Raw genomic sequence first — 25,747 nt, forward strand, 5'->3', positions numbered from 1 at the left:
TCCAGTCTTTGCCAGTCGCTCGTGCCGCGAAAACAGTGCTGATGCAATTTGGCCAAGGCGTCGACCGTCGCCTGTGCCCGGAGACATTGGGAATGAAGCAGGACGCGGTGTCGCCGGCGGCGAGCGACGAGGCGGTTGTCAAGGTGACGGACCGCCGTGCATCCTTCGCCCTTCCCGGCCTGATCTTGGCCGGCGGCGCGCTGTTGTGCGCGATTGCTACGCTTCTCCTGCTGCTGGGGTTGACGCCGATTGCCCCGACGTCCTCCGTCGTCTTCACCTCGGTCGTGATCAACAGTCTGTTCGTTCTGGGCCTGATCGCCCTGATCGCGCGCGAAGTTGCGCGCCTTCTGAAAGCGCGCAGCCGTGGCCGCGCGGCGGCGCGGCTGCATATACGCATCGTTGTTCTCTTCTCCATCGTCGCGATCACGCCCGCCATCCTCGTGGCGATCGTCGCCAGCCTGACGCTGAATGTCGGCCTTGATCGCTGGTTTGCGTTGCGCACGCAACAGATCATCAGCTCCTCGCAGAATGTGGCGCAGGCCTATCTGATGGAGAACGCCAGCTATCTGCAGGGCCAGACTGTTTCCATGGCGAACGACCTTGAGCGCAATCGCACGCTCTATAGTCTCGATCGCACCGGTTTTTCCGATTTGATGACCCGGCAAGCCAAGGGCCGCGGCATGCTTGGGGCTTTCCTGGTACGCCGTGACGGCACCGCGATTGTTCAGGCCGACATCAAAACCGAGCGCCCCTTGCCGGCAATACCGAAGGACGCGCTCGATGCCTCCGCCGATGGTCAGCCGACGCTCATCCCGCCAGGTGTCACCAACCTCGTCGGTGCGGTCATCAAACTGGACGAAATTCCGGGCGCGTTTCTCTACACGGTCCGCGCCGTTGATCCGCGCGTCATGAACGCCATGCGCATGGTCGAAGACAACACGGCCGAATACAAGACGATGGAAGAGGGGCGTATGTCCCTGCAGATTGCTTTTGCCGTGCTTTACATCGGCTTCGCGCTGATCGTGCTGCTCGCAGCGATCTGGACCGCGATTGCGGTCGCCGATCGGATTGTTCGGCCGATCCGGCTTTTGATCAGCGCCGCTGACAATGTCGCGTCCGGCAACATGAATGTGCTGGTGCCGGTGCGTGCTGCCGATGGCGACGTTGGCAGTCTGTCGAGAACCTTCAACAAGATGATTTCGGAGATTCGCACCCAGCGCGACGAGATCCTTGAAGCCAAGGACGAGGTGGACGACCGCCGCCGCTTCATCGAAGCGGTGCTTTCCGGCGTTACCGCGGCCGTGATCGGCGTCGAACATGACCGGCGCATCACCATCGCCAACACCTCTGCCGAGGAGCTGCTGACCCTGAAGAGCGACGAGCTTGTCGGCAAGAACCTGGCGGACATCGCTCCCGAGGTCGATCAGGTCGTAACCGAAGCGACAACGCGGCACCGCAGCGATTTCCGCAAACAGATCAGTCTGGTGCGTGGCGGCACGGTGCGCACGCTGAGCGTTCAGGTGACGCGCGAAGAATCGCGCGACTCAAATGAATCCTACGTCATCACACTCGACGACATTACCGACCTGGTCATTGCGCAGCGCTCGACGGCCTGGGCCGACGTCGCTCGCCGCATCGCACATGAAATCAAGAACCCGCTGACGCCGATCCAGCTTTCCGCCGAGCGTATTCGCCGCCGCTTCGGCAAGAATATCGCCGAATCCGATCGCGCCGTCTTCGATCAATGCACCGACACCATCATTCGCCAGGTCGGCGATATCGGCCGTATGGTCGATGAATTCTCTTCCTTTGCCCGCATGCCGAAGCCGACCATGGAACCAAGCGACCTGCGCGATATCCTGCGTGACGCGGTGTTCCTGCGCGAAATGGGCAATAACCACGTCAAGTTCGAGCGCGAACTCGGCGATGAACCGCTGGAGGGCATGTTCGACACACGTATGCTCGGCCAGGCCTTCGGCAATCTCATCAAGAACGCCGTCGAGGCGATCGAGGGCGTGCCGAGTGGCGAAAATCGTGAGCAGCCGAAAGTCCTCGTGCGCTCGTTCCTCGATGCCGAACGCGACCGCTTTACGGTCGATGTCATCGATAACGGCCGTGGACTGCCGGTCGAGAACCGGCACAGCATTCTAGAACCCTACATGACGATGCGCGAGAAAGGCACCGGGCTAGGGCTCGCCATCGTCAAGAAGATCATTGAAGACCATGGCGGGCAGCTCGAGTTGCACGATGCTCCCGCCGATTTCGACCAGGGCAGGGGCGCCATGATCCGGGTGCATTTACCGCGCCGTGAGCAGGCCACCGTCGCCCAGACAGCAAGTGATAAGGAAAGTGTATATGGCATCTGATATTCTCGTGGTGGATGACGAGGAAGACATTCGCGAAATCGTTTCGGGAATTCTTTCGGATGAGGGGCATGAGACGCGCACGGCATTTGACAGCGACAGCGCTCTCGCAGCGATCTCAGATCGGGCGCCGCGGCTGATCTTCCTCGATATCTGGATGCAAGGCAGCAAGCTTGACGGTCTGTCGCTGCTGGACGAGATCAAGACGCGCCATCCGGAATTGCCTGTCGTGATGATCTCCGGCCACGGCAATATCGAAACCGCTGTCTCGGCCATCAAACGCGGCGCCTTCGATTTCATCGAGAAACCGTTTAAGGCTGATCGGCTGATCCTGATTGCCGAACGTGCCTTGGAAAATTCCAAGCTGAAGCGCGAGGTTTCGGAGCTTAAGCGCCGCACGGGCGACGCCGTCGAGCTCATCGGCACGTCGGTTGCCGTCTCGCAGCTTCGCCAGACCATCGACAAGGTCTCGCCCACCAACAGTCGCGTGATGATCTTTGGCCCGTCTGGCTCCGGTAAGGAGCTCGTGGCCCGCATGATGCACAAGAAGTCGACGCGGGCCAACGGTCCCTTCGTCGCTCTGAATGCTGCGACGATCACACCCGAACGGATGGAGATAGCCCTCTTCGGCACCGAGGGCTCGCCGGGTCAGCCGCGCAAGATCGGCGCGCTGGAAGAGGCGCATCGTGGCATTCTCTATCTCGACGAAGTCGGTGAGATGCCACGCGAGACCCAGAACAAGATCCTGCGCGTACTGGTCGATCAGCAGTTTGAACGTGTCGGCGGCTCGAAGCGGGTGAAAGTCGATGTGCGTATCATATCGTCGACCGCCTATAATCTGGAAAGCCGGATTGCCGAAAGCCTGTTCCGTGAAGACCTCTACCACCGTCTTGCCGTGGTGCCCGTACGTGTGCCGGCGCTTGCCGAACGGCGCGAGGATATCCCTTTTCTCGTCGACCAACTAATGCGCCAGATTTCCGAACAGGCCGGCATCCGCTCGCGGCGGATCGGCGACGACGCCATGGCGGTGCTGCAGGCGCATGATTGGCCGGGCAATATCCGCCAGCTTCGTAACAATATCGAACGTCTGATGATCCTGGCGCGCACGGATGGCCCGGAGACGCCGATCACAGCCGAGATGCTGCCGACCGACCTTGGTGACATGCTGCCGAAAGTTTCCGCCAAGAACGACTATCACATCATGACATTGCCGCTACGCGAAGCCCGCGAAATGTTCGAGCGCGACTATCTGATCGCGCAGATCAACCGGTTCGGCGGCAATATTTCCCGCACGGCCGAATTCGTCGGCATGGAGCGATCGGCACTGCACCGCAAGCTGAAATCGCTCGGCGTCTGAAGCCATTTGCGCGGTCGTTGCGATCTGCCGCGCAACTCTTTCATATATCTATAAAATTCTGATCAGGATTTGCCATGCCGAGAATAGCTTATGTGAATGGTCGTTATGTCAATCACAGCGACGCGATGGTTCATGTCGAGGATCGCGGCTATCAGTTCGCCGACGGCGTCTACGAAGTCTGCGAAGTCCGGCACGGCTTGATCGTTGATCTTACCCGCCATCTCGACCGTCTCAACCGCTCGCTCGGGGAACTGCGCATTGCCTGGCCGATGAGCCGCGCGGCGCTGATCCATGTGATTCGCGAAACTCTGCGCCGCAATCATGTCCGCAACGGCCTGTTCTATCTGCAGGTCACCCGCGGCGTCGCGCGCCGTGATCATGTCTTCCCGCCGGCCGATACGCCACCCTCGATTGTCGTCACCGCCAAAAGCACCGATCAGTCCGCGATCGCCAAGAAAAATGCCAATGGCATCAAGGCGATTACCGTGCGCGACAATCGCTGGGACCGCGTCGACATCAAGTCGGTCGGGCTTTTGTCGAACGCAATGGTTCGTCAGCAGGCCAAGGAAGCCGGTGCACAGGAGGCGATCTATATCGACCATCACGGCATGGTGAAGGAAGGCGCGGCGACCAACGTCTGGATCGTCGATTCTGATGGTAACCTCGTAACGCGCCCGGCCGAGCATGGCATTCTGCGCGGCATTACGCGCACCACGCTGATGGATGTTGCCGCGAAATTGGAGCTTCCGATCGTCGAGCGCTTTTTCTCCGTCGAGGAGATGATGGCGGCGCGTGAAGTGTTCATCACGGCAGCCACAAGTATTTGTTTTCCCGTGGTTGCCATTGATGGTGAGGCGATCGCCAACGGTCATCCTGGAAGCGTTTCGCAGAAAATTCGTGAAGCCTTTTTCGACGTTGCGGAAAAGACTGCGATTTGATACCTACAGTCGCAGGGGAGGAGAGAGTGAGGATATCTCCTGTCCGGAGGTCTCAGTATATCTTGATATTTCACCGGCTTAGGCTGGCAAAAAAGAAAGAAGCGGCGCGATGGCGGAACGTTCTCAGAATTTGCAGGACCTATTTCTCAATACAGTTCGCAAACAAAAGATTTCACTGACGATCTTTTTGATTAATGGCGTAAAGCTTACGGGCGTCGTTACGTCCTTCGACAATTTCTGCGTGCTGCTGCGCCGCGACGGCCATTCGCAGCTCGTCTACAAGCATGCGATCTCGACGATCATGCCTGGCCAGCCGATGCAGATGTTCGAGAGCGAAGAAGTCGCATCCTAACTAGGATTTGCCGCTATCACGACACGCGATACCAAAAATGATTCCATCATCCCGGAAGCGATAAGGCATCGGGATGACTCGCATGCTGTCGTTATTGTCCCTGTTCTGAAGCAGGCGCGTGCGGTGCGTTCCGCACAGGCCGACAGTGCGATAACAACCTCACGTTCCCCCGAAAGCCGGCTGGAAGAAGCCAAGGGTCTCGCACTGGCGATTGACCTCGATGTCGTCAACGGCTCGATCGTGCCGATCAACGAACCGCGTCCGGCGACGCTGCTCGGCACCGGCAAGATGGAAGAGATCCGCGCGCTGCTCGATGAATTCAATGCCGGCCTGGTGATCGTCGATCATCCGCTGACGCCGGTGCAACAGCGCAATCTCGAGAAGGAATGGAACGCCAAGGTCATCGACCGCACGGGTCTCATCCTCGAAATTTTCGGCCGCCGCGCCTCCACCAAGGAAGGCACGCTGCAGGTCGAACTAGCGCATTTGAACTATCAGAAGGGCCGGTTGGTCCGGAGCTGGACACACCTTGAGCGCCAGCGCGGCGGCGCGGGCTTCATGGGCGGCCCCGGCGAAACCCAGATTGAAGCCGACCGGCGCTTGCTTCAGGAGCGGATCATCCGGCTTGAGCGCGAATTGGAGCAGGTGGTGCGCACCCGCCAGCTTCATCGCGCCAAGCGCAGGAAGGTGCCGCATCCGATCGTGGCGTTGGTGGGCTATACCAATGCCGGCAAGTCGACGCTGTTCAACCGGATTACCGGTGCCGGCGTCTTGGCTGAGGATATGCTGTTTGCGACGCTCGATCCGACGCTGCGGCGCATGAAGTTGCCGCATGGCCGCACCGTGATCCTTTCCGATACCGTCGGATTCATCTCCGACCTGCCGACCCATCTGGTCGCCGCTTTCCGCGCCACGTTGGAAGAAGTCTTGGAGGCCGACCTGATCCTGCATGTCCGTGATCTTTCGGATGACGACAATCAGGCGCAGAGCGCCGATGTGATGCGAATTCTCGGCGATCTGGGCATCGGCGAGGCGCAAGGGGCGGAGCGCATCCTCGAAGTCTGGAACAAGATCGACCGCCTGGAGCCCGAGACACACGACGCCATCGTCCAGAAGGCATCAACCGCCGAAAACGTCATCGCGGTATCGGCAAAAAGCGGCGAGGGCGTCGGTCGCCTGATGGAAGAAATCAGCCGCCGGCTTTCCGGTGTCTTGACCGAAACAACGATCACGCTGCCGGTCGATAGACTGGCGCTGCTTTCCTGGCTCTACAATCATGCCATCGTCGATGCTCGCGAAGACAACGAAGACGGTACGGTCACGCTGGATGTGCGCCTGACCGAGACGGAGGCGGCGGAGCTTGAGCGGCGCATGGGCATCGGCCCGAAACCACAACGCGAAGACTGGGAATAGGCGTCCTATTCCGCGAGCTGACGCTCGATCGCCTTCGCCGCCTGCCAAATATCTTCCATCCGCTCCAGGGAAGCACCGTCCAGGGTTTCTCCCTCGGCTGCAAGTGTCGTTTCGATGTGATTGAAGCGGCGGCGAAATTTCGTGTTCGTGCCGCGCAATGCCTGTTCCGGATCTGCTTTCACATGCCGGCCGATGTTGACGACGGCGAAGATCAGGTCGCCTAGCTCGTCGCTGACCTTGGCCTTGTCGCCGATCGCAAGCGCCACCCGCAACTCGTCGATCTCCTCCTCGATCTTGTCGAGGATCGGTTCGGGCGCTGACCAGTCGAAGCCGACTTTGGCAGCGCGCTCCTGCAATTTCAGCGCCTCGGTCAGGGCGGGGAACGTGCGCTGCACCGAACCGAGAAAACCGGTTCTGAAATCCTCGCCAATACCTCGCCGTGCCCGGCGCGCGGCTCGCTCGCGCTTCTCTTGCGCCTTGATCTCTTCCCATTGCACCTTCACCGCGTCGGGCGTATCGGCGCCGGAGACCGCGAAGACATGCGGGTGCCGGCGGATCATCTTGCGGGTTATGGCTTCCACCACGTCTCCGAATGAGAATTCGCCGGCTTCCTCTGCCATGCGGGCGTGGAAGACGACCTGCAGCAGCAGATCGCCGAGCTCCTCGCAAAGATCGTCCATATCCCTGCGTTCGATCGCGTCGGAAACCTCGTATGCCTCCTCGATCGTGTAGGGCTTGATGGTCTCGAAGGTCTGGACGATGTCCCAGGGGCAACCGGTCTCGGGATTGCGCAGCGCCGCCATGATTTCGATCAGGCGGGATATGTCTCGCGATGCTTCCATCGGGGCCTCTATCAATCTTGTCTTAGTCAGTTCAGTGGAATGTCGTTTTCGCTCTTGGACGCCTGATAGCGGTTGGAGAGCGCGTTGTAGGCGGCCTTGATGCGCGCTGTCTGTTCCTTGAGGGCCGTCTTCAGCGGGTCCGCTTCGGTTTCGATGAGATCGGCGACCGCAAAGCTGTTCCAGAAGGCGTTCTGCCGGCGGTATCCACCCGGTTCCAGTCCGAATACCTCTTTCAGGATCTTCAGGTCATGCGGGATCGCGAAAGCGTCGCGGGAATCCTCGTGGCTGAAAAAATAGTAGAAATTGTCGAAACCGGCCCAGGTGATCGCCGACATGCACATGGTGCAGGGCTCGTGGGTGGAGAGGAAGATCAGGTCCTTGGTCGCGGGCCTTTGGCCGAGTTCGTAAAACCGCTTCAACGCATGGACTTCCCCATGCCAAAGCGGATTTTCGAGCTCGTTGTTCGTTTCAGCGATAACCAGCGACAGGTCGGATTTACGCAGGATCGCGGCGCCGAATACTTTGTTGCCGGCGGCAACGCCCCTTTTAGTTAGCGGCAGGATATCGTCTTCCATCACATCGAGGAGGCGAGGGGCGATGGTGTTGGCGGACAAGCGGCATACTCCGAAACATTTTCCCTATCTTAACGGCATCCCCGGCTATACGGAATGCGCAAATGACGTATGGACACCGTTTGCCACAGGCAATAGGACTGTCTTTGCTGGCAAGAAGTCTTAAAAGTCTATGGATTTCCTGTATTTATCTTGATCCGGGCGTCTGGTGAGTTTTGCTCAAATCGGAGAGATGTCGAGCAAAAGAATACGGGTTCGCCGGGGCATTAGAATTTCTGTTTCTTCATTCTATTGGCTGCTAGGGTGATATTCAGGCAATCTCGAAGTGGAATGATAATGCCTCCCAAGACTGACCAGCTCTCGGTGTTTCCGGCCTTCTTTCGTGTGGAAGGAAGGACGGCGGCTGTTTTCGGAAATGGCGATGAAGCCTTCGCCAAGGCGCGGTTGCTGATGAATACGCAGGCCAAGATCGTTGCCTACGCGCCAGCGCCGGAAGCCGACTATCATTCCTTCCTGATTTCCAACCGCATCGAGACCGTGCGTCAAGCTTTTTCGCCGGATCAGGTCAAGGGCGCCGCCCTGGTATTCGCCGCCACCGGCGATAAAGAGGCTGACCGCGCCATTGTCGAGGCCGCCCGCGCCGAAAGAATACCTGCCAACGCTGTCGATCAGCCGGACTATTGCGATTTCTACACCCCGGCGCTCGTCAACCGCGCCCCCGTCGCCGTCGCCATCGGTACCGAAGGCGCAGGTCCTGTGCTGGCACAGATGATCCGGGCGCAGATCGACCAGATACTGTCGCCCTCGCTCGGCAAGCTCGCGGAACTGGCGACGACCTATCGCAAATCCGTCGATCGCCTGGTGCCGCGTGGGGTCGCGCGCCGGATTTTCTGGCGCCGCTTCTTTTCCGGTCCCGTCGCCGACGCCGTCAGCGCCGGCCATTTGCCGCAGGCAGAACGCGCTGCCGACGGTTTGCTGCACTCGATGCACAAGGTCGAGGGCCATGTATGGCTGGTCGGTGCCGGTCCTGGCGCGGAAGATCTGCTGACGTTGCGTGCTCAGCGCGTCATGATGGAAGCCGATGTCATCGTCTATGACGCGCTTGTACCGCAGGCGATCGTCGATATGAGCCGCCGTGATGCGGAGCGTCTTTCTGTCGGCAAACGCAAGGGCTGCCACACCAAATCGCAGGAAGAGATCAACGATCTGCTGGTGCAGCTCGGCCGCGACGGCAAGCGCGTCGTGCGACTGAAGTCCGGCGATCCGCTGGTCTATGGCCGGGCGGGTGAGGAAATGGCTGCCCTGCGGGCGGCCGGCGTATCCTACGAGATTGTTCCGGGCATTACTTCGGCCTTTGCGGCGGCCGCCGATTTCGAGCTGCCGTTGACGCTGCGGGGCGTCGCTTCATCGCTGGTCTTCACCACCGGTCACGACCTGACCGGCAACGTCCTGCCGGACTGGGCAAGCCTTGCCGTATCCGGCGCGACCATCGCCGTCTATATGGGCCGTACGGTCGCCGCTTCCGTTGCCGGTCGCCTGATGGAAGCAGGTCTTCCGCCAGAGACGACTGTCGCCGTCATCGAAAACGCCAGCCGTTACGACCGGCGTCTCATGCACGGCACACTGAAAGATCTGCCCGACCTCGAGCATCGCGATGAATTGAGCGGTCCGGTCATGGTCATTATCGGCGATGCTGTCGCCGGTGCCAATTTTGAACAGTCCGAGCCGCTGGTCCGTCAGGAGACCGTTGCTCAAGAATTTGCAAGGAGCTGATCCATGGTCGACAAGGTTTTGACCGCAAACCGGCTGACCGATGGTATCGCCGTCTGGTGGAATGCCAATGGTGAGTGGGCGACCTCGCTGCAGGGGGCGTTGGTCGCGCGTCATAGCGAGGCGGAGACCGAACTTGAGGCGATCGGCAAGCAGGCCTATGCCGACAACAAGGTTGTCGACGTCGCTCTGATCGAGATCCAGGAAATCGGCGGCAAGCTTTGGCCGCTGCGTTTGCGTGAGCGCATCCGCGCCGAAGGTCCCACCATGGAATACGCGCCCGGTTATGCCGCGGCCGATCCGGAATTCATTGCAGTTTGAGGAAATCATGTATCGCTACGACGAATTTGACCACGCCTTTGTCGCGGAACGGGTTGCGCAGTTCCGCGATCAGGTGGAGCGGCGCCTTTCGGGGCAACTCGCGGAAGATGCGTTCAAGCCGCTGCGTCTGATGAATGGCGTCTATTTGCAGCTCCATGCCTACATGCTGCGCATCGCCATTCCCTATGGCACGCTAAGCTCACGCCAAGTGCGCATGCTGGCGCATATTGCTCGCACCTATGACCGCGGCTACGGCCATTTCACCACCCGCCAGAACCTGCAGTTCAACTGGCCCAAGCTGTCCGATATACCGGCCGTGCTTACCGAGCTCGCTTCTGTGGAGATGCACGCCATCCAGACGTCAGGCAATTGCATTCGCAACGTCACGGCCGACCATTTTGCCGGCGCCGCTGCCGACGAAGTCGCCGACCCGCGCCCCTATGCGGAAATCCTAAGGCAGTGGTCCTCGGTTCACCCGGAATTCTCCTTCCTGCCGCGCAAGTTCAAGATCGCAGTCACCGGCGCCGAGCGTGACCGCGCAGCGATCCAGGTGCACGACATCGGCCTGCATCTGAAGAAAAACGACAAGGGCGAAATCGGCTTTGCCGTCTATGTCGGTGGCGGACAGGGCCGCACGCCAATGGTCGCCAAGCTGATCCGCGACTTCCTGCCGGAAGAAGACCTTTTGTCCTACACGACCGCGATCATGCGCGTTTACAATCTGCACGGCCGCCGCGACAACAAATACAAGGCTCGCATCAAGATCCTCGTGCATGAAACCGGTGCCGAGGAATTGACGCGCCAAATCGAAGTCGAGTTTGCAAAACTCAAGGATACCGAGCTGAAGCTTCCGGAGGCCGACGTTCAGGCGATCACGACCTATTTTGCGCCGCCGGCTTTGCCCGAGCGTCCGGAAGGTTGGGAAAACCTTGCCCGTTGGAAGAAGGCGGATCCGGATTTTGCCCGTTGGGTGCAGCAGAATGTGCAGCCGCACAAGCACCCCGATTATGGCATGGTGACTGTCTCGCTGAAGCCGATCGGTGGTATTCCGGGCGATGCTTCGGATGCGCAGATGGACGTGGTTGCCGATATTGCCGAAGAATATGCCTTCGACGAGATCCGCGTAAGCCACGAGCAGAACCTGATCCTGCCGCATGTGGCGCTGGCCGATCTCGAAGCCGTCTATCGCGGCCTGGTCGCCGCCGGCCTGGAGACTGCCAATGCCGGTCTGATTACCGATATTATCGCTTGTCCTGGGCTCGACTATTGCGCCCTTGCCAACGCCCGTTCGATCCCGGTTGCGCAGGAAATCTCCAAGCGCTTCGGTTCGGCCGAGCGTCAGGCCGAGATCGGTGAGTTGAAGATCAAGATTTCCGGCTGCATCAACGCCTGCGGCCACCACCATGTCGGCCATATCGGCTTGCTTGGCGTCGAAAAGAAGGGTGCCGAACTCTATCAGATCACGCTCGGTGGCTCCGGCGACGAGCATACGTCGATCGGTGAGATCATTGGCCGAGGCTTCGAGCCGGACAAGGTGACCGACGCGATCGAGACGATCGTCGACACCTATCTCGGCCTGCGCCTGGAACGCTCCGAATCCTTCCTTGCTGCCTATCGTCGGGTTGGACCGCAGCCCTTCAAGGACGCGCTCTACGGCTCGTCCTCGGCCGCGGCCGAAGCGGCATAAGGAGATGGCCATGACGAAAATTTGGCGGGAAACCGGTTTTGTCGCAAACGATCCTTGGGTCATCGAGACCGATGAGGAGAAAGCGAGCGAAGAGCAGAAGCCGCTTCTTGGCCTCGACGCATTGATCGCCAAGGCTGAGGAAAGCAACGATGTCGGCCTCGGTGTGGTGATCAAGCCCGCCGACGACGTGACCAGGCTGGAGCCCTATCTCTATCGCCTGGAGATCGTCGCCGTCGCTTTCCCGGCTTTCAACGATGGTCGCGCCTTCAGCCATGCTTCGCTGCTGCGCCAACGTCTCGGCTACACCAACGAACTGCGCGCGGTGGGCGATGTGCTGATCGATCAGATTCCATTGATGCTGCGCGTCGGCATCGACAGTTTCGCGGTCACGAACGAGACGACGCTCAAGCGGCTTTCGGAAAATCGCCTGCCGGGTATTCCGCACCATTATCAGCCGGCCGTCAGGCACGCAGAAGGCGGCCAGGCCTTTAGCTGGCGGCGGGTATCGGCCAAATCGGCCTGACCTTGCGAAGGTGGCAATTCGCGGCAATTTGACCGGGATCGGATTGCCATCATCCTGCCGATCACCATATGTATTCTGGGGTCGGTTAAATCTAGACCGGAATACGCATATTTCAGCTCCGCAGCGCGGGATGGAATAGAATGCCTTTAAATGCGGGTTATATTATAATATCAGCCCGTAAAGAGCAGACAGCAAGAACGACATAGACGACGAATACGGGATCCGATACCGAATGAACGCCCCCGCCAAGACAGAAGACTTTGTTTCCGCAGTTCCCGCCGGCGTTTTCGCCGAGAAGGTGCTGAGCGTGGTTCATTATACCGACCGGCTCTTTCGTTTCACGATGACCCGGCCGCAGGGCTTCCGTTTCCGCTCGGGCGAATTTGCGATGATCGGGCTCATGGTCGACGGCAAGCCGCTTTACCGCGCCTATTCGATCGCGAGCCCCGCCTGGGCCGACGAGCTCGAATTCTTCTCGATCAAGGTGCCGGATGGTCCGCTGACGTCGCACCTGCAGAATATCAAGCCGGGCGACGAAGTACTGATGCGCAAGAAGCCGACCGGCACGCTGGTGCTCGACGCGCTGACGCCGGGCAAGCGGCTCTATATGTTCTCGACCGGCACTGGCATTGCGCCCTTCGCCAGCCTGATCCGCGATCCCGAAACCTATGAGAAGTTCGAGGAAGTCATCCTCACCCACACGACCCGCGATGTCGCCGAGCTGAAATATGGCTTCGACCTCGTCGAGGAAATTCGCAACGACGAAATCCTGAGTGAAGTCGTCGGCGACAAGTTGCGCCATTATGCGACCGTCACTCGCGAGGAGTACCCCTACAAGGGCCGCATTACCGATCTCATCGAAAACGGCAAGCTCTTCGCTGACCTCGGCGTTCCCGCGCTGGATCCGGCTGTCGACCGCGGCATGATCTGCGGCTCGTCCGCCATGTTGAAGGACACCAAGGACCTGCTTGAAAGAGCGGGATTGAATGAAGGCGCCAACAGTAAGCCGGCCGAATTCGTGATCGAACGTGCATTCGTCGGTTGAGAGTTTTGAAATAGCACAATAGGGAAGGGCGGTCTCGGCAGCAGGGCCGCCTTTTTCATTTGTCGCTGAGATAATCGATCAGTGTCGCCATCGCCTTGCGGGCATCTTCGGCATTGCCCTGATGGATGGCCCTGATGACCCGTACATGCAGCGCGATCGACCGGTCCATGCCGTCGGGCGTCGCGGTCGAATACCAGAGCCGCCGCGAATGGGTCTGCACAGGTCCGAGTGCTGCCATCATGAAGCCATTCGGGCAGGCCTCCTCGAGGATTTCGTCGAATGTCTTATCGGCGGCGAAGAAGCCTGCAAGATCGCCTGTGGCGGCGCAATCGGTCATCAGCCTGGCGCAGTCGAGCAATTGCTCGCGTTGTTCCCGCGTGGCGTGGCTGGCGACCAGCGATGCTGCAATCGGTTCGAGTTCGCGCCTGACCTGCATGACGTGCATATGGTCTTCCGGTCGAATGTCCGCGATCTGCAATCCGACGCGGGGCCGCACATGGATCAGCCCCTGCCACGCCAGCTTCTGGATCGACTCGCGCACCGGCGTGCGCCCATGGCCTGCCAACTCGATCAGCTGCTTCTCCGTTACCAGCGCACCGGGTTTCAGCGCCAGCGTAACGATCAGATGCTCGAGAGCGAGATAAGCGAGGTGGCTTTGCGAATTCTGCATTCCCAGCTGATTCCGATCAATGCTGATATATCACATATTGCCATGTCGTTCTCGCGATGGCAAGTTGTCGTGATATATCAGGCATATGAGCAGGGTTGTTGCACACCAACTGTCTGGGCGAACGGCATCAACTGCCGCTGTTGAGCCAAGCCCACCGCGAGGTCGTTGCCGCATTCGTGAAGGCACCGACGAACCGTCCGGAAATACCGAAGTTCTCATCTTGGTATGGTCGAAGGGCTCGGCGAGACTTTAATTGCGATCGCCGTGATATCGGATCAACAGCCGATTGCGGAGGAAAGGCTTGGCGGTTTGCGCTTGGCGGCCATCAGCAAATCCAGTTCTGTAGAAGATGGGCCGAATTTGTCATACAGTCGCTTGGCCTCCTTGTCGTCGAGGCGATATTTCCGCGCAAATTCAGCGATGCTATACGGGCGACCGCGTATCACTTTCCGGCCCGTCGTCTGTGTGGCCCTTTCCGTCATGCTTCCTACCTCCTCTTGCGTTCTACCAACGAAGCTAGGGCTGCAGGCGAGGTTGAAAAGGGTTATGACGGTCGTGATGTCACACAAACGCAATAAAAAAGGGAAGACGAACGATCTCGTCTTCCCGTTGATTATCCCAGTGCCGAAGGGCTTTTGCCCGTGAAGCGCGTGTCTACCGTCTGATCAACCGGCCGACGAAAATCAGGATGCAAGCACCGATAAAACCGGTGATCAAATAGTTGATCCACGCGTTGAACGGCAATGCGATGTGCAGGATTCCCAGGAGCCAGCTAGCAACAATTGCCCCGACAATGCCGAGGATGATGTTCATGATGACGCCCATGTTGCTTTCCATGAGCTTCTCGGCAAGCCAGCCAGCGAGGCCACCGATGATGATTGCTGCGATCCAACCGACATGTGCGTCTTCCATGAAGAACCTCCCAAGAGAAATCCGCGGGTTGTTAACAAGCGTTGATATACACCAAAAGCGATTCGCCCCGCAAAACAATTGCGTGCGGCCCGCGATCGTGGCTACTCGTTACAATCGTGATTATTGAGGGGAAATGTTACGGTTGTTCCGGGGTGCCGAGGCAAGCTTTGAGATCGGCAAGCTGTTTATTGAGCTCTTCGGTGATTTCATCGGTTGTGTCGATGAAGCGGTTGTTTTCGACGAGATGCACCCGGATGCGGCCTTGTTTCAGACAACGCAAATGAAAACGCAGAAATTGTTCCTGTGCTTTGCACCATTTATAAAGCTCGGCTTTCTGCTTCATGGCGCCCCCTCGATCCCCCCCCAGTGCCGGACCAAACCTGATACTGAACAGATGACCTCAGAATGCAGCAACAAACTTCAACAATGCCGTATTCGTTCAAACCATCCCATCAAACAGTGGTAACATTCTAAAGTAACGCTCGCCGAGTCATTCGTTTGAATGAGAAAGGCGTAATTGGCACGCAAAAATTGTGGGGCAAGCTCCCAAAAAGGCAAGAATAAACTATAATCTAGTCTTGGAATTGTGGAATTGCTTAGTGCCTTATCATCAAAACGACCGATCGCTGCGTCTTGCGACAAAGGACCCGGTTACACGCTGCCCGTTACACGCAAATTGTCCCGATGCGGCCGTCGAGACGGACTGGTTTCGCCACCTCGGCATGTGCAAACGCATTTTGCGTGAATGCAACGACGATTTTGGGTTGACCGCGATAGGGTGTCTGCATATGTTCCGCGCACTTCCAGCCGGGGTGCAAATCATCCACGGATGGGGAGAGCGTAGCTCAGCCGGTAGAGCAACTGACTTTTAATCAGTAGGTCATGGGTTCGAATCCCATCGCTCTCACCAAAAAAATCAATCACTTAGAGATAATTTTGCTTTTTGGTGAGCTTGCTGGTCGCCACCGAATCGCCACGCGAGATCATTTTGTAGCGCGCAAAAACGCGTGGCATAGCGCGCAACATCAAATGGCAGCAGAAATACTCTAGACGAGTAGCTGGGTGTGTCGCGGTCTTGACCGACTGTCAGAACTCGTCGCCCAAGACAATTCGGCGCCAATCTGGAAACCGACCGGCCGTAAGAATTCTATTCAGTATGGCCACCACGAAGGCTTCCGCGCCGTCCGGCTTGAAGTTTTTTCCGCTCTTGAGATGGCCGGAGTGAGCGACTGAAGACCTATGGCTGTATAGGTCCTGAGCGTCTTTGTAGAACTTCTGCCGATCGTCGACAGACGACCCCTCGTCCGAGTAGCCATGCTGCGCGAGTGGCGATCTTGTTGCTGATCTCTTGATTGTCCTTAGGATTATCGCCGTTCTCGTGCATCAGCAACATTTCTAGCGCAATGCCTAAATCTAGTGCCTTATCTGCCGGGGCCGGAGCAGCTCTCGAACTGCCTATACGATCAATTATCATCTGCAGCGAACGTGAGCTCCCAAATCGATCGAGCAAGGCAAGCGTTTCGATAACGTCACGGAAGTCTACACCGACCAATGAGCCCAATAGTTTCATAGAAGCGCCCAACTGTTGCTTTACGGGCATTCGGGAGTCAGAATTAATCCTGCCATGATAAGGACACCAGAACGCCCGCACCCGGCACAACTGTGACCGTCTGCTGGAAACCACGAAAGGGATCGGAGATCACGCCGCCATTGGTGGAGGCGCCGACGATCTCTTCCTGAAGGAAAGGCTGCACCGTCTCGACGGGTGAATCTACATCTCCAATCAGACTGACGATCGTGGCATAGCTTGCAAGCGCCACGCTGGATATGTGCTTATCCATCGGTAGCGTGAAATGATCGATTGGTGCGGACCGCGATTGTGAGACTGCCGTGAGGCGGTAGTGATAGGGGCCTGACGCAGCGGTAAAATCGCAGACATATTTGACATCCTGATCGCAGCGGCCCTTGCGGAAGGTAAGATGGTAGCCAAGCCTCTTAGCCTGGGCGTTTAGCTTGTTCGCGATATCGGATGAAGTCGTCGTTTGAGCGTGTGCTGTCACTGCAGCAAACGCAAAGATAAAAAACCATACCGTGCGCAACATTTTCACAGCCCTCAAATGGGCTGAATTTATCTTGAGTCGCGCGAATGTCGATGGCGGAAGTCGCCTATAGGTTACGCAATTGGCGCGCCGTCCTGCATCCATCTCAATGAGGAAGAAATGAGAATAGCCGTTGTCACGATTGCCGTCCTGCTGTGCGCTGGCTCGCTCCATGCCGGTCAGCCTGCCGCAGCGAAAGTCTCCGTATGCTTCACGCCGGCCGAGCAGTGCGAGAGCTTGATTGTTGGCGAAGTCGACCGGGCGAAATCATCCATCCGCGTCCAGGCATACGGCTTTACGTCGCTGCCGATCATCCATGCACTGCAGCGCGCCGCGGGCAGGGGTGTGGAAGTCCTGGCGATTCTCGACAAGACCAATGAGCGGAAATATTCGGGTGCCACGCTGCTCGATGCCGCCGGCATTCCCGTCTGGATCGATTATGAGCCCGCAATCGCCCATAACAAGGTCATCGTGATTGACGAGCACCTCGTGATAGGCGGGTCATATAATTACACGGCCGCAGCGCAAAAGCGAAATGCCGAGAACCTCACGTTCATGGAAAGCCGAGAGGTTGCCGGCGAATTTCTGGCGAATTGGGATAGCCGGCTGAAGGTGGCCAGAACGTTCGGCGATACCCTACGGTAGCTGCCTAAAGGCCACTAAATTCCACCGGTAATCACCGCTCGGACACCACACCAAGCCACCGGCTACGTCGTCCCACCCATCTCGCCGTCCTCTTCCATGATTCGGACCGGCGGATAGGCGTTCATTTCAAGCCATTCCTGGATGTTGTAGCGGATCATGTCGTTGCGGGTCTTGCCGAGCTCTGGAAACTCGACCTTTTACGGACTCCGTCCATTTGCGCGTTCCTCTCCCCTTTAGGGGGGCGCCCCACAAAGAGGCCTTTGACAGTTATTTCATTGGAATCAGCTTCAGGTCCGCTAAAGCTGAAATCCCCGTCGTCAGTTTTTGCGGTTATGGTGGGACTACCGATAGGGAAGTTCTGGGTGTAAATCAGCTGGTTGCACAAGCGCTTAGACGTGTCGCCGATCTTGACGTAATAGCTTCGATACGACGACGGATGGTTCGCTTTCTCTGCCGCGTGGCCTGACGACGGATAAGCAACAGAGACGACGACACCGACCGCGAAAATAAATCTCATCATGACAGCCCCAATTGCCGCCATCATTGTCGGGATCCGCGCGAATGTCGATAGCGACGGCGGTGGTAGTAGGCCTCGCCGTGCCTTCTTGCCGAGAATGCAGCGTCGGCGGCTGCGGATCCCGAAGCGGCGGCGACCGCAACCTCTTTGTGTTGCATTCGCAACACTCAACCTTAAATCGGCTCGGGTATACTTCCGTTATATTCAAAAGCACTTGAAATAGAGAAAACTAAAATAGAGCCTCGCTCCCGAGATTGATGCAATGATTCTCGGAGCGATAACATGGCTCACGTAGGTTCGCATTCCTCATGCGCGCGGTTGCGCAATTCGCTATCTGTTTGCACTGCACTGATCCCAATCGCATCTTTTTCTGCGGCGTGGCTGCTTGTCACGCCTGCTGCGTACGCTGCGTGCAATAATGGTCCGAACACTTACAACGGGATCGTCCTTTGCCAGGCGGCCACAGGGGCCGCAAATTTGACGATCACGGGACCGTCGACGGTTACGATTAGCCCCGGCACAAGCACGGAGTTCGCAATTCAATCGTGGGCACAAGGCGGCGCCGGCGCTTCGGTCTCGTTAAACGCCAGCGACGTCACCGTCTTCAACCAGCGCACCGGTACCAACTCCGTCGGCATCTATTCGCTGGCGTCTCCTTCGGTTGGAGGCAATGGAACCTTAACGCTTTCCGGCACGAACAACGTCACGACCAGGTTCGGGACATCGATCCTGATGAACATGCAAGGAACCGGTAGCGCGACGTCGACTATCGGTGGAGTGCTCATTGTCGACAGCCAGGCTACGAATACGGACGACAACGACGGCGTGGAAACGACCACCCATCAAGGCGGCGCTGCGACACTCAACATGACGGCCACCGGATCCATCACCGTCAGGGGCGGCAACGGCATATTCATCGACTCGCTTGCAGGCGGGGGTAACGTCCGCGGCAACATCGCCCCCGGAATGACCGTGAATCTCGACAACACGATTGCCGGCGCGAACAACTCGCTCAATCCCAACTCGGGCATATACATCGTTACCCAAGGAACCGGGACCGTGGATCTCGCCACGGGGGCGGCGATCGACACGCAAGGAGCGCGTGCGGACGGCATCCGGGCGGTCGCGGTCAGAGGTGCCATGAACGTTTCCAACTCGGGGCCGATAGCCACGACAGGCGACAATAGCCGTGGCATCGAGTTGACCACGACCGCCGGGACAAACGGCCCCGGCGGCCCGATCACGGCGTCGAACACGGGGTCTATTCAGACCCAAGGTCTTAACAGCGCCGGCATCCTCGCAAACTCCACCGACGGAAATTTGTCCGTTACGAACACTGGGCCGATCACGACCACCGGGCGCGAATCCAGCGGTATCCAGGCCGTAACGGGCAACGCCGGTATGTCGACAATCGACACGGGTTCCATCGTCCAGGCCAAAGGGCAGTATGCCGTCGGCGTCTATGCATTGGGCAACACCTCCAACGTCACCAACGAAGCGGGAGGGATTATTTCAGGCGGCTGGCAGGCGGGGACGACGGACACGGGAACAGCCGGGCTGCCGTCGGCGGGCGTCGCGATCGGATCGCGGGGGGCTGGATCCACGCTGATGAACAACGGGTCGATTGGCGCCTTGTCGGATCGCGCCATCGTCGAGCTCGACAGGTACGGTATAGGAGCCGCCGAACCGCTGACGATTATCAACAACGGCACGATAACTGGATATGTTCAGCTCGGAGCGGGCGATGCCACGTTCCGCAATCTGACGCCCCATTCCTTCGACATCCGGAACTTCGCCGACACCAATGGCGACGGCGCTCCTGACACGAAGCGGGTCGCGATATCGGATTTCGGAGCCGGCACCGACACCTTCTCCAACGAATCCAACGGCGTCGTCCGTCTCGCCCCCATAGTCGGCGCGGCGACCACAGATCCGAGCGGTTACTACGTGCCGACGACCGGCATCGACAGCCGCCCCCTCGAAGCCTCTTTCTACGATTTCACGCGGGAAGGGCTTCTCCAAGGACAGATGGTCAATCTCGAGACTTTCGACAACGCCGGCACTATCGATCTTAGAGGCGCCGCGCTTGGGAACACGCTCGTCATTACCGGCAACGCGGCGGCTGGAGGCGCCGCCGGATCCGGCGTCTATATCTCCGACGGCGGCCAGCTACTGCTCGACACCCGGCTCAATGATGGCATTCCACTCGCCGGCCAGACTAACTCCTACTCCGATATACTGGTCGTCGATCAGACGCAGCTCGGCGCCGGCGGCGCAACGTCCATAGGGATTACCATCGACCCGGCCTCGGCGGGTGCGGTGACGCCTGGCAATGGCATCGAGGTCGTCGAGGTGCGAAACAAGGCCGGTTCCGCCGACGGGACGTTCACCCTGGGTTCGCGTGCAGCCAGCGGCGCCTACGAATACACTCTCTATCGTAACGGGGTCGGCGCAGACGCGGCCGACGGGAACTGGTATCTCCGGTCGACATTGCCTCCCGAGCCGCCGGAACCTCCAAGTCCTCCCGGACCGCCGACCCCTCCGCCGGATCCGATCCCCGACTATCGCAACGAAGTGCCGCCGGACATCGTCCTGCCAGCGTTGGCGAACCGTCTCGGACTGGGCATGATCGGAACCTATCGTGACCGCGTGGGGATCGACTATCCCGATCCGGTAAAGCCGGCCGAGACCATCTGGTGCAAGGATCCGACGCAGAATTTCCGATGCACTCCAACGGCAGCGGAGAGTTCGGCCTACGCCGACTCGGTCCAACCCCACCGGCATGCGGTATGGGGGCGCATTTTCGGCGAAACGGGAGACGTGGATTTCAACACCTCAAGTCAAAGAGCGGCGGTTCGCAGCCTTGTCGACAATGGTCCTTCCTATGATTTCGACATGTGGGGAATCCAAATAGGCGCCGATCTCTTGCGCAGAGACAATGACAATGGAACGCGCGACGTGGCGGGCTTCTATCTCGGGGCTGGACGGATCACGTCCGACGTCGATACCCCATTCGGGCAGCGCGCCGGCTCGGCGGACATCGACGGCTATTCGCTCGGCGCCTACTGGACAAGACTGGCCGAAAGCGGCTGGTACGTCGACGGCGTGCTCCAGGCGACCTGGTACGACGCCAACACCGCCGCCGAAGGGCGCGGACGACTTCCAGGCGAATCCTTCGGAACGGACGGCTGGGGATTTGCGGCCTCTCTGGAAACGGGCCGGCCTTTCCGCATCACGGACGGGTGGTCTATCGAGCCGCAGGCGCAGTTCATCTACCAGCACGTGTCACTCAACGACGACGCCGACCATTTCGGTCAGTTCGACTATGGTGATACGGACGCGCTCTACGGGCGCCTGGGAGCCCGTCTTGCAAGAGACTGGACCACCGAGGCAGGACGCAGATTCACAGCATGGGCTTCGACCGATATCTGGAGTTCCTTCGGCGCTTCCGCGGATACGACCGACTCCAGCCTGTCGGGTGCCAACCCTGTGACGTTCCATACCGATCTTGGCGGTAACTGGGGACATGTCGGTCTCGGGCTTTCCGGAGAGGTCGCTCAGAACGTGTCCGTTTTTGCCTCCGGCGATTACAACTTCGGTATCGGCCACGGCGATTCCGATAGCTGGGGAGGACGGATCGGCCTCAAGGTGAAGTGGTAGGACCGCTTCTGGAGCGACGCTGGAGAGCTCGGCAGATGCACTACACTCGACTGGCACTGGCACTGGCACTGGCGGTGACGGCGATGGCGCTTGTCGCTTGCCAGGACCAGCCTAGAACTTCGCAGCCGCCGAAGACGTCGGCGTTTGCAAATGAGCCCTATCCGGTGCGACTGGTCAACCGCGCTCGCTTTGATTCCTCGTTCCAGCCGACGCAGGTACCAAACGAGACCGGCATGCCGCCCGGAACGGTCGTTGTGGATACCACGAACAGGCACCTCTATCTGGTGGAGACACCTGCGACGGCCATGCGCTACGGCATCGCGATCGGCCGGACCGGCTACAGCTGGAGAGGAAGGGCGACGATAGGTCGGAAATCGACCTGGCCGGCGTGGTATCCGACAGATGACATGAAGGCTGTCGCCCCGGGAATGCCAGCCCGCATTCCACCGGGCACCGACAACCCACTCGGAGCCCGAGCGCTTTATCTGTATCAGGACGGGCGGGACACGCTCATCCGCATCCACGGGACTTCGGAGCCATGGACCATCGGAACCGAGGCGTCATCAGGCTGCATACGCATGTTCAACGAGGACGTCATCGATCTTTATACCAGGGTGAAGGTGGGGACGGCCGTCGTCGTCCTCTGATCAGGTGGGACTGATGACGTCGTGGAGAGCCACGATGGTTACCTACGAAGTGTTCATTGAACAGGGAACGGAAGGCGCCGACGCGTTCGGCAAGCGGCAAACAGACACGCCACCTGGCTTCCACGAGCCATCCTCGTCTGCCCTAGGCGGTATCGGTCGGCTACTGCTGGCGGCCTATAAGGGCAACGAGCTCGTCTATGTCGGCTGGGTAGGGACGGGCTTTAAGGAACGCGCGACACTCAAGCTGCGCAAGGATCTCGACACACTGACGACGTTAAAGCCAGCGGTGGCTCTAAAGCGTAAAGGTGTCGTGTGGGTACAGCCGTCGCTTATCGCCGAGATTCAATATCGCGCCTGGACGCATGATGGGATGCTGCGGCAGGCGTCCTATAAGGGCTTAAGGGAGAGGCAGGACAACGCCGAGGTGTACAGGATCGAGCCGCCACTGACTACCGTCGAGTTTCCCGCTCAGTCGTGCCGCAAATAGCTTTTCTTGCCTTCATGTGTCATGCAGAAGCGGCCGCCGCGAGGGCCGGTGCAATACTTGCCGCCATCGCAGGAACAGTCACCGGTCTGTGTGGGCGACATTTCGATAGATCCTGATCCTACTGGGAGAAATACTCTGCCAGCCCGTAGCCAAAGCCACAGGCGGCAATAGCCTGTGCAAACGGGAACCCGAAAGGAATGACCTTGCAAAATTGAAGCCGCACGGCGTCACGCACAAAGCTCCATAGACTACCCATATCTTGTCTATCCAGCGGAGCCTTGGATAGCCAACGCCATCATCGATCTTGTCTCAACTCTCGATGCTGGAGCAATGATCGATAGTTCGATCTTCTCTCTCGTACGGCAGCCGGATCACCAGCCGAGACTTGGTGGAGATTCTCCAGAACCTGCTCCCACCAAACCGACAAACGGGCCGAAGAAAAAATGACGGTGTCAAGAAGGTCGCTCATCACTATGGGAAGCAGCAAATGCTCTTTAATGTGTTTGAGGAATAATACAACCAAAACGCATTACAAATTCGCGTTAAGGTTCGCGGTGCCCGCCCGCCCAGATAATTTTTAATAACCGTGCACCGTGCGGTCGGCTAATTGATGATGCAACCTACAACCTGCTGGCACTGAACTGGGCGGAAGTGGGAACATCGGATCGAAGGCAACGAGCGCGCCGATGAGCTATCCAGGATTGGCTAGCGTCTAACGACAACTTCGCCGCCCGCTTCGGAGAAGTCTGCAGTTCATCACTCTGTCATGCCTCGGCTCTACCGTCCCTCCGGGGGATTATCATTTCCATTAAGGAGGCGTGGATGTATAAAGTTATAGCCAGTCTTTTGCTCGGCACATCGCTGACCTGCGCGGCGGCTGCAACTCCGGCGAATGCCAAACCCTATGAACATGTGCTGTTGATCTCGGTGGATGGCCTGCACGCGGTGGATTTGGCGAATTATGTTGCAGCCCATCCGCAAAGCGCGATGGCGGCCCTTCAGAAGACCGGCGTGTTTTATCCGAACGCCGTCACCACCAATCCATCCGATTCGTTCCCGGGTCTGGTCGCGCAAGTGACCGGCGGCACTCCCGCTGTGACGGGTGTATACTATGACGATTCCTTCGATCGCAGCTATTTTGCCGCAGACTCGAAATGCCAAGGCAATCCCGGTATCGAGGTCAATTTCGCCGAGAGCATCGACATCGACGATACCCGCCTCGATGGTGGCGGCACGCCCGGTAAACCGATAACGCAGATCGATCCAGCCAAGTTGCCGCGAGTTCTGGTGAACGGCGAATGTAAGCCGGTATTCCCACATGATTTCGTCCGCGTGAACAATGTGTTTGAGATCGTGCATCAGCATGGCGGCCGCACCGCATGGAGCGACAAGCATCCGGCTTATGAATGGCTGAACGGCCCGTCCGGCGCCGGCGTCGACGATCTGTATGCGCTAGAGCAGGATTCGCTCATTCCCGGCAGCAAGGTGAAAACCACCGGCAGCTTTAAGGCCGAGCGGGAATTCGACGAGGCGCATGTGAAAGCCGTGATCAATGAAATCAAAGGGCTCGACAGCACGGGTGCGAATAGGCAGCCGGTTCCGGCACTGTTCGGCTTGAATCTGCAGGCCGTGAGCGTTGGGCAGAAATTGCCGAAAGCCGGGCCTGGCGATGAGGCCGGCCTGATCGGCGGCTATGCAGATGCCAACGGCACGCCGAACAACGGGCTGGCAGTGCAACTCGATTATGTCGATCACGCTCTGGGCGAATTGGTCGGCGCCTTGCAAGATAATAAGCTCGACGACACCACGCTCGTTGTTATTGCGTCGAAACACGGCCAGTCGCCGATCGATCCGTCGAAGTTCCAGCCGACCGACGAAGACCCTTACACGAAAATTCCCGGCTATGGGTTCCACATCGCCGACGATGCATCGTTAATCTGGCTGAAGCCGGAAGAGCGGGTAAAATCGCTGGCCGCGGCAACTGAGTATCTGAGGGACCAGGGCAAGGCGCTCGGCATCGGCCAATTGCTGACCAGCAATCAGGTGGCGCTAGCCTACCAGGATCCGGCCCGCGATACGCGCGCACCTGATTTCATCGTCACCGTAAATCCTGGCGTCGTCTATACGGGCGGCAATAAAATCGCCGAACATGGTGGCAGCAATGCCAATGACCGCAATGTGGCGCTGCTTCTGAGCAATCCGTCGATCTCGCCGCGCTTGATCACTGCGCTGGTGCAGACGACACAAGTGGCGCCAACGATTCTTCAGGCTCTCGGTTATGACCCGAAGGAATTACAGGCGGTTCAAAAAGAAGCGACGCAGCCACTGCCCGGCACGCCGTTCTGATCCTTGCGGTGGCGTTTCTTCTCCCCGCATTGCGGGGAGAATGTTCCTTGACCGAAGGAGAAGATGGGGGTACCGCGACTGGGAGCTCAATGCGACTTGCCTGTTTTGTATGTGGCATCGACTATGATGGCCCCCTCCTATAAAAAATCTGTATCTAGCGAAACGCCGCGGTGGCGCGATCAGCGAGAAACTATTTGTCCAGAAGGACCCGCGGTTTTTTTGGAGGGGGTGGTTGGTTGCGTTGATGGCCGCTAAAGGCGGCTGACTGTTACGATGCCAGAGGTCTGCCACTCGCCAACAAATTGTGGCGAGTGGCCAAGCTTCAGATTGACGCTGTGTTACCGCGGTTGATCTTCAAGCTTTGGAAGAGATCGCTGTCGCTCGCCTTGACATTAACGGGTTGATCTTTGCTGGTGACGATGACGTCGAGCCGACCGTTCTGCTGTGGCTTGGCGGTCTCGGGCGGCTTCACGGCCCCAGACGCAGGGGAATCGCATTTGAAAAAAGGTGTGGCGGTTTGATGTGATATGGATTCTTTAGGGAGCTCTGTTTTGGAGCTTTCTGATGGTTTCGCTTATTAC

General features: G+C 58.6%; 22 protein-coding genes and 1 tRNA gene. 16 read left to right on the forward strand and 7 right to left on the reverse strand.

What is annotated here, in order from left to right; genetic code table 11:
• Window positions 1-92: 92 nt before the first annotated feature.
• From PY650_RS19880 to hflX, 5 genes are all read left to right on the forward strand, one after another.
• The gene (locus PY650_RS19880; RefSeq protein WP_285881264.1) at window positions 93-2,366 is read left to right on the forward strand and encodes a sensor histidine kinase NtrY-like; all 2,274 of its coding nucleotides are present in this window, start codon (window positions 93-95) and stop codon (window positions 2,364-2,366) included.
• Window positions 2,356-3,720 (forward strand): nitrogen assimilation response regulator NtrX, encoded by a 1,365-nt coding sequence (gene ntrX / locus PY650_RS19885; protein WP_285881265.1) that lies wholly within the window; start codon window positions 2,356-2,358, stop codon window positions 3,718-3,720. The genes PY650_RS19880 and ntrX overlap by 11 nt, the downstream gene beginning before the upstream one ends.
• 74 nt (window positions 3,721-3,794) lie before the next feature.
• Window positions 3,795-4,658 (forward strand): D-amino-acid transaminase, encoded by an 864-nt coding sequence (locus PY650_RS19890; protein ID WP_285881266.1) that lies wholly within the window; start codon window positions 3,795-3,797, stop codon window positions 4,656-4,658.
• A gap of 109 nt (window positions 4,659-4,767) precedes the next feature.
• Window positions 4,768-5,010, forward strand: a complete 243-nt coding sequence (gene hfq, locus PY650_RS19895) for an RNA chaperone Hfq (protein ID WP_007693481.1) — start codon at window positions 4,768-4,770, stop codon at window positions 5,008-5,010.
• 60 nt (window positions 5,011-5,070) lie between these two features.
• Complete coding sequence (gene hflX, locus PY650_RS19900; RefSeq protein WP_285881285.1) at window positions 5,071-6,423, forward strand: GTPase HflX; 1,353 nt, start codon at window positions 5,071-5,073, stop codon at window positions 6,421-6,423.
• A gap of 5 nt (window positions 6,424-6,428) precedes the next feature.
• Here hflX and mazG read toward each other — a convergent pair whose 3' ends face one another.
• Window positions 6,429-7,265, reverse strand: coding sequence for a nucleoside triphosphate pyrophosphohydrolase (mazG, locus tag PY650_RS19905; protein WP_285881267.1), 837 nt, complete (start codon window positions 7,263-7,265; stop codon window positions 6,429-6,431).
• A 26-nt stretch (window positions 7,266-7,291) separates the two neighbouring features.
• The gene (locus tag PY650_RS19910; protein WP_285881268.1) at window positions 7,292-7,879 is read right to left on the reverse strand and encodes a deaminase; all 588 of its coding nucleotides are present in this window, start codon (window positions 7,877-7,879) and stop codon (window positions 7,292-7,294) included.
• Between the two features lie 288 nt (window positions 7,880-8,167).
• Between PY650_RS19910 and cysG the strand changes: the two genes are divergently transcribed.
• From cysG to PY650_RS19935, 5 genes are all read left to right on the forward strand, one after another.
• Window positions 8,168-9,610, forward strand: a complete 1,443-nt coding sequence (cysG, locus tag PY650_RS19915; RefSeq protein WP_432761554.1) for a siroheme synthase CysG — start codon at window positions 8,168-8,170, stop codon at window positions 9,608-9,610.
• Between the two features lie 3 nt (window positions 9,611-9,613).
• Entirely contained in the window at window positions 9,614-9,928 is a 315-nt protein-coding gene (locus PY650_RS19920; RefSeq protein ID WP_285881270.1) for a DUF2849 domain-containing protein, read from the forward strand.
• A 7-nt stretch (window positions 9,929-9,935) separates the two neighbouring features.
• Window positions 9,936-11,615, forward strand: a complete 1,680-nt coding sequence (locus tag PY650_RS19925; protein WP_285881271.1) for a nitrite/sulfite reductase — start codon at window positions 9,936-9,938, stop codon at window positions 11,613-11,615.
• A 10-nt stretch (window positions 11,616-11,625) separates the two neighbouring features.
• Window positions 11,626-12,138 (forward strand): DUF934 domain-containing protein, encoded by a 513-nt coding sequence (locus tag PY650_RS19930; protein WP_285881272.1) that lies wholly within the window; start codon window positions 11,626-11,628, stop codon window positions 12,136-12,138.
• 232 nt (window positions 12,139-12,370) lie between these two features.
• Window positions 12,371-13,183 (forward strand): ferredoxin--NADP reductase, encoded by an 813-nt coding sequence (locus tag PY650_RS19935; protein WP_285881273.1) that lies wholly within the window; start codon window positions 12,371-12,373, stop codon window positions 13,181-13,183.
• Window positions 13,184-13,238: 55 nt separating this feature from the next.
• Here the strand turns inward: PY650_RS19935 and PY650_RS19940 are convergent, their stop codons facing one another.
• The 4 genes from PY650_RS19940 to PY650_RS19955 form a co-directional block, all read right to left on the reverse strand.
• A complete protein-coding gene (locus PY650_RS19940; protein WP_285881274.1) occupies window positions 13,239-13,853 on the reverse strand; it encodes a GntR family transcriptional regulator in 615 nt (204 codons plus the stop codon).
• A 275-nt stretch (window positions 13,854-14,128) separates the two neighbouring features.
• Complete coding sequence (locus PY650_RS19945; protein ID WP_285881275.1) at window positions 14,129-14,335, reverse strand: hypothetical protein; 207 nt, start codon at window positions 14,333-14,335, stop codon at window positions 14,129-14,131.
• A 172-nt stretch (window positions 14,336-14,507) separates the two neighbouring features.
• Entirely contained in the window at window positions 14,508-14,765 is a 258-nt protein-coding gene (locus tag PY650_RS19950) for a GlsB/YeaQ/YmgE family stress response membrane protein (RefSeq protein WP_285881276.1), read from the reverse strand.
• A 136-nt stretch (window positions 14,766-14,901) separates the two neighbouring features.
• Complete coding sequence (locus PY650_RS19955; RefSeq protein WP_285881277.1) at window positions 14,902-15,108, reverse strand: hypothetical protein; 207 nt, start codon at window positions 15,106-15,108, stop codon at window positions 14,902-14,904.
• A 491-nt stretch (window positions 15,109-15,599) separates the two neighbouring features.
• Between PY650_RS19955 and PY650_RS19960 the strand changes: the two genes are divergently transcribed.
• A tRNA-Lys gene (locus PY650_RS19960) sits at window positions 15,600-15,675 on the forward strand.
• A 703-nt stretch (window positions 15,676-16,378) separates the two neighbouring features.
• On the opposite strand, the gene PY650_RS19965 is transcribed toward PY650_RS19960, so the two are convergent.
• Window positions 16,379-16,867, reverse strand: coding sequence for a hypothetical protein (locus PY650_RS19965; RefSeq protein WP_285881278.1), 489 nt, complete (start codon window positions 16,865-16,867; stop codon window positions 16,379-16,381).
• 117 nt (window positions 16,868-16,984) lie between these two features.
• On the opposite strand from PY650_RS19965, the gene PY650_RS19970 reads away from it, so the two are divergent.
• The 5 genes from PY650_RS19970 to PY650_RS19990 all read left to right on the forward strand — a co-directional run bounded on the left by PY650_RS19970 (window position 16,985) and on the right by PY650_RS19990 (window position 25,166).
• Window positions 16,985-17,509, forward strand: a complete 525-nt coding sequence (locus tag PY650_RS19970; protein WP_285881279.1) for a phospholipase D family nuclease — start codon at window positions 16,985-16,987, stop codon at window positions 17,507-17,509.
• A gap of 994 nt (window positions 17,510-18,503) precedes the next feature.
• Window positions 18,504-21,686 (forward strand): autotransporter family protein, encoded by a 3,183-nt coding sequence (locus tag PY650_RS19975; RefSeq protein ID WP_285881280.1) that lies wholly within the window; start codon window positions 18,504-18,506, stop codon window positions 21,684-21,686.
• Between the two features lie 35 nt (window positions 21,687-21,721).
• Window positions 21,722-22,333: a L,D-transpeptidase gene (locus PY650_RS19980; RefSeq protein WP_285881281.1), complete on the forward strand. Its 612-nt coding sequence runs from the start codon at window positions 21,722-21,724 to the stop codon at window positions 22,331-22,333.
• A 13-nt stretch (window positions 22,334-22,346) separates the two neighbouring features.
• Window positions 22,347-22,820 carry an ATP dependent DNA ligase gene (locus PY650_RS19985; protein WP_349644503.1) on the forward strand — a complete coding sequence of 158 codons (474 nt, stop codon included), beginning with the start codon at window positions 22,347-22,349 and terminating at the stop codon, window positions 22,818-22,820.
• Window positions 22,821-23,642: 822 nt separating this feature from the next.
• Entirely contained in the window at window positions 23,643-25,166 is a 1,524-nt protein-coding gene (locus tag PY650_RS19990; RefSeq protein WP_285881282.1) for an alkaline phosphatase family protein, read from the forward strand.
• The last annotated feature ends 581 nt before the right edge of the window (window positions 25,167-25,747 follow it).

The organism is Martinezella calliandrae (assembly GCF_030272695.1).
Lineage (GTDB): Bacteria > Pseudomonadota > Alphaproteobacteria > Rhizobiales > Rhizobiaceae > Rhizobium > Rhizobium calliandrae.

What these genes read in the sequence shown, in the direction of transcription:
- PY650_RS19965 (WP_285881278.1), bottom strand. Translation starts at nt 16,867, where the DNA reads ATGTTGCGCACGGTATGGTTTTTTATCTTTGCGTTTGCTGCAGTGACA.
- PY650_RS19890 (WP_285881266.1), top strand. Translation starts at nt 3,795, where the DNA reads ATGCCGAGAATAGCTTATGTGAATGGTCGTTATGTCAATCACAGCGAC.
- mazG (WP_285881267.1), bottom strand. Translation starts at nt 7,265, where the DNA reads ATGGAAGCATCGCGAGACATATCCCGCCTGATCGAAATCATGGCGGCG.
- PY650_RS19985 (WP_349644503.1), top strand. Translation starts at nt 22,347, where the DNA reads ATGACGTCGTGGAGAGCCACGATGGTTACCTACGAAGTGTTCATTGAA.
- ntrX (WP_285881265.1), top strand. Translation starts at nt 2,356, where the DNA reads ATGGCATCTGATATTCTCGTGGTGGATGACGAGGAAGACATTCGCGAA.
- PY650_RS19920 (WP_285881270.1), top strand. Translation starts at nt 9,614, where the DNA reads ATGGTCGACAAGGTTTTGACCGCAAACCGGCTGACCGATGGTATCGCC.
- PY650_RS19880 (WP_285881264.1), top strand. Translation starts at nt 93, where the DNA reads ATGAAGCAGGACGCGGTGTCGCCGGCGGCGAGCGACGAGGCGGTTGTC.
- PY650_RS19950 (WP_285881276.1), bottom strand. Translation starts at nt 14,765, where the DNA reads ATGGAAGACGCACATGTCGGTTGGATCGCAGCAATCATCATCGGTGGC.
- PY650_RS19925 (WP_285881271.1), top strand. Translation starts at nt 9,936, where the DNA reads ATGTATCGCTACGACGAATTTGACCACGCCTTTGTCGCGGAACGGGTT.
- cysG (WP_432761554.1), top strand. Translation starts at nt 8,168, where the DNA reads ATGATAATGCCTCCCAAGACTGACCAGCTCTCGGTGTTTCCGGCCTTC.
- PY650_RS19990 (WP_285881282.1), top strand. Translation starts at nt 23,643, where the DNA reads ATGTATAAAGTTATAGCCAGTCTTTTGCTCGGCACATCGCTGACCTGC.
- PY650_RS19970 (WP_285881279.1), top strand. Translation starts at nt 16,985, where the DNA reads ATGAGAATAGCCGTTGTCACGATTGCCGTCCTGCTGTGCGCTGGCTCG.
- hfq (WP_007693481.1), top strand. Translation starts at nt 4,768, where the DNA reads ATGGCGGAACGTTCTCAGAATTTGCAGGACCTATTTCTCAATACAGTT.
- PY650_RS19935 (WP_285881273.1), top strand. Translation starts at nt 12,371, where the DNA reads ATGAACGCCCCCGCCAAGACAGAAGACTTTGTTTCCGCAGTTCCCGCC.
- PY650_RS19930 (WP_285881272.1), top strand. Translation starts at nt 11,626, where the DNA reads ATGACGAAAATTTGGCGGGAAACCGGTTTTGTCGCAAACGATCCTTGG.
- PY650_RS19955 (WP_285881277.1), bottom strand. Translation starts at nt 15,108, where the DNA reads ATGAAGCAGAAAGCCGAGCTTTATAAATGGTGCAAAGCACAGGAACAA.
- PY650_RS19980 (WP_285881281.1), top strand. Translation starts at nt 21,722, where the DNA reads ATGCACTACACTCGACTGGCACTGGCACTGGCACTGGCGGTGACGGCG.
- PY650_RS19945 (WP_285881275.1), bottom strand. Translation starts at nt 14,335, where the DNA reads ATGACGGAAAGGGCCACACAGACGACGGGCCGGAAAGTGATACGCGGT.
- PY650_RS19940 (WP_285881274.1), bottom strand. Translation starts at nt 13,853, where the DNA reads ATGCAGAATTCGCAAAGCCACCTCGCTTATCTCGCTCTCGAGCATCTG.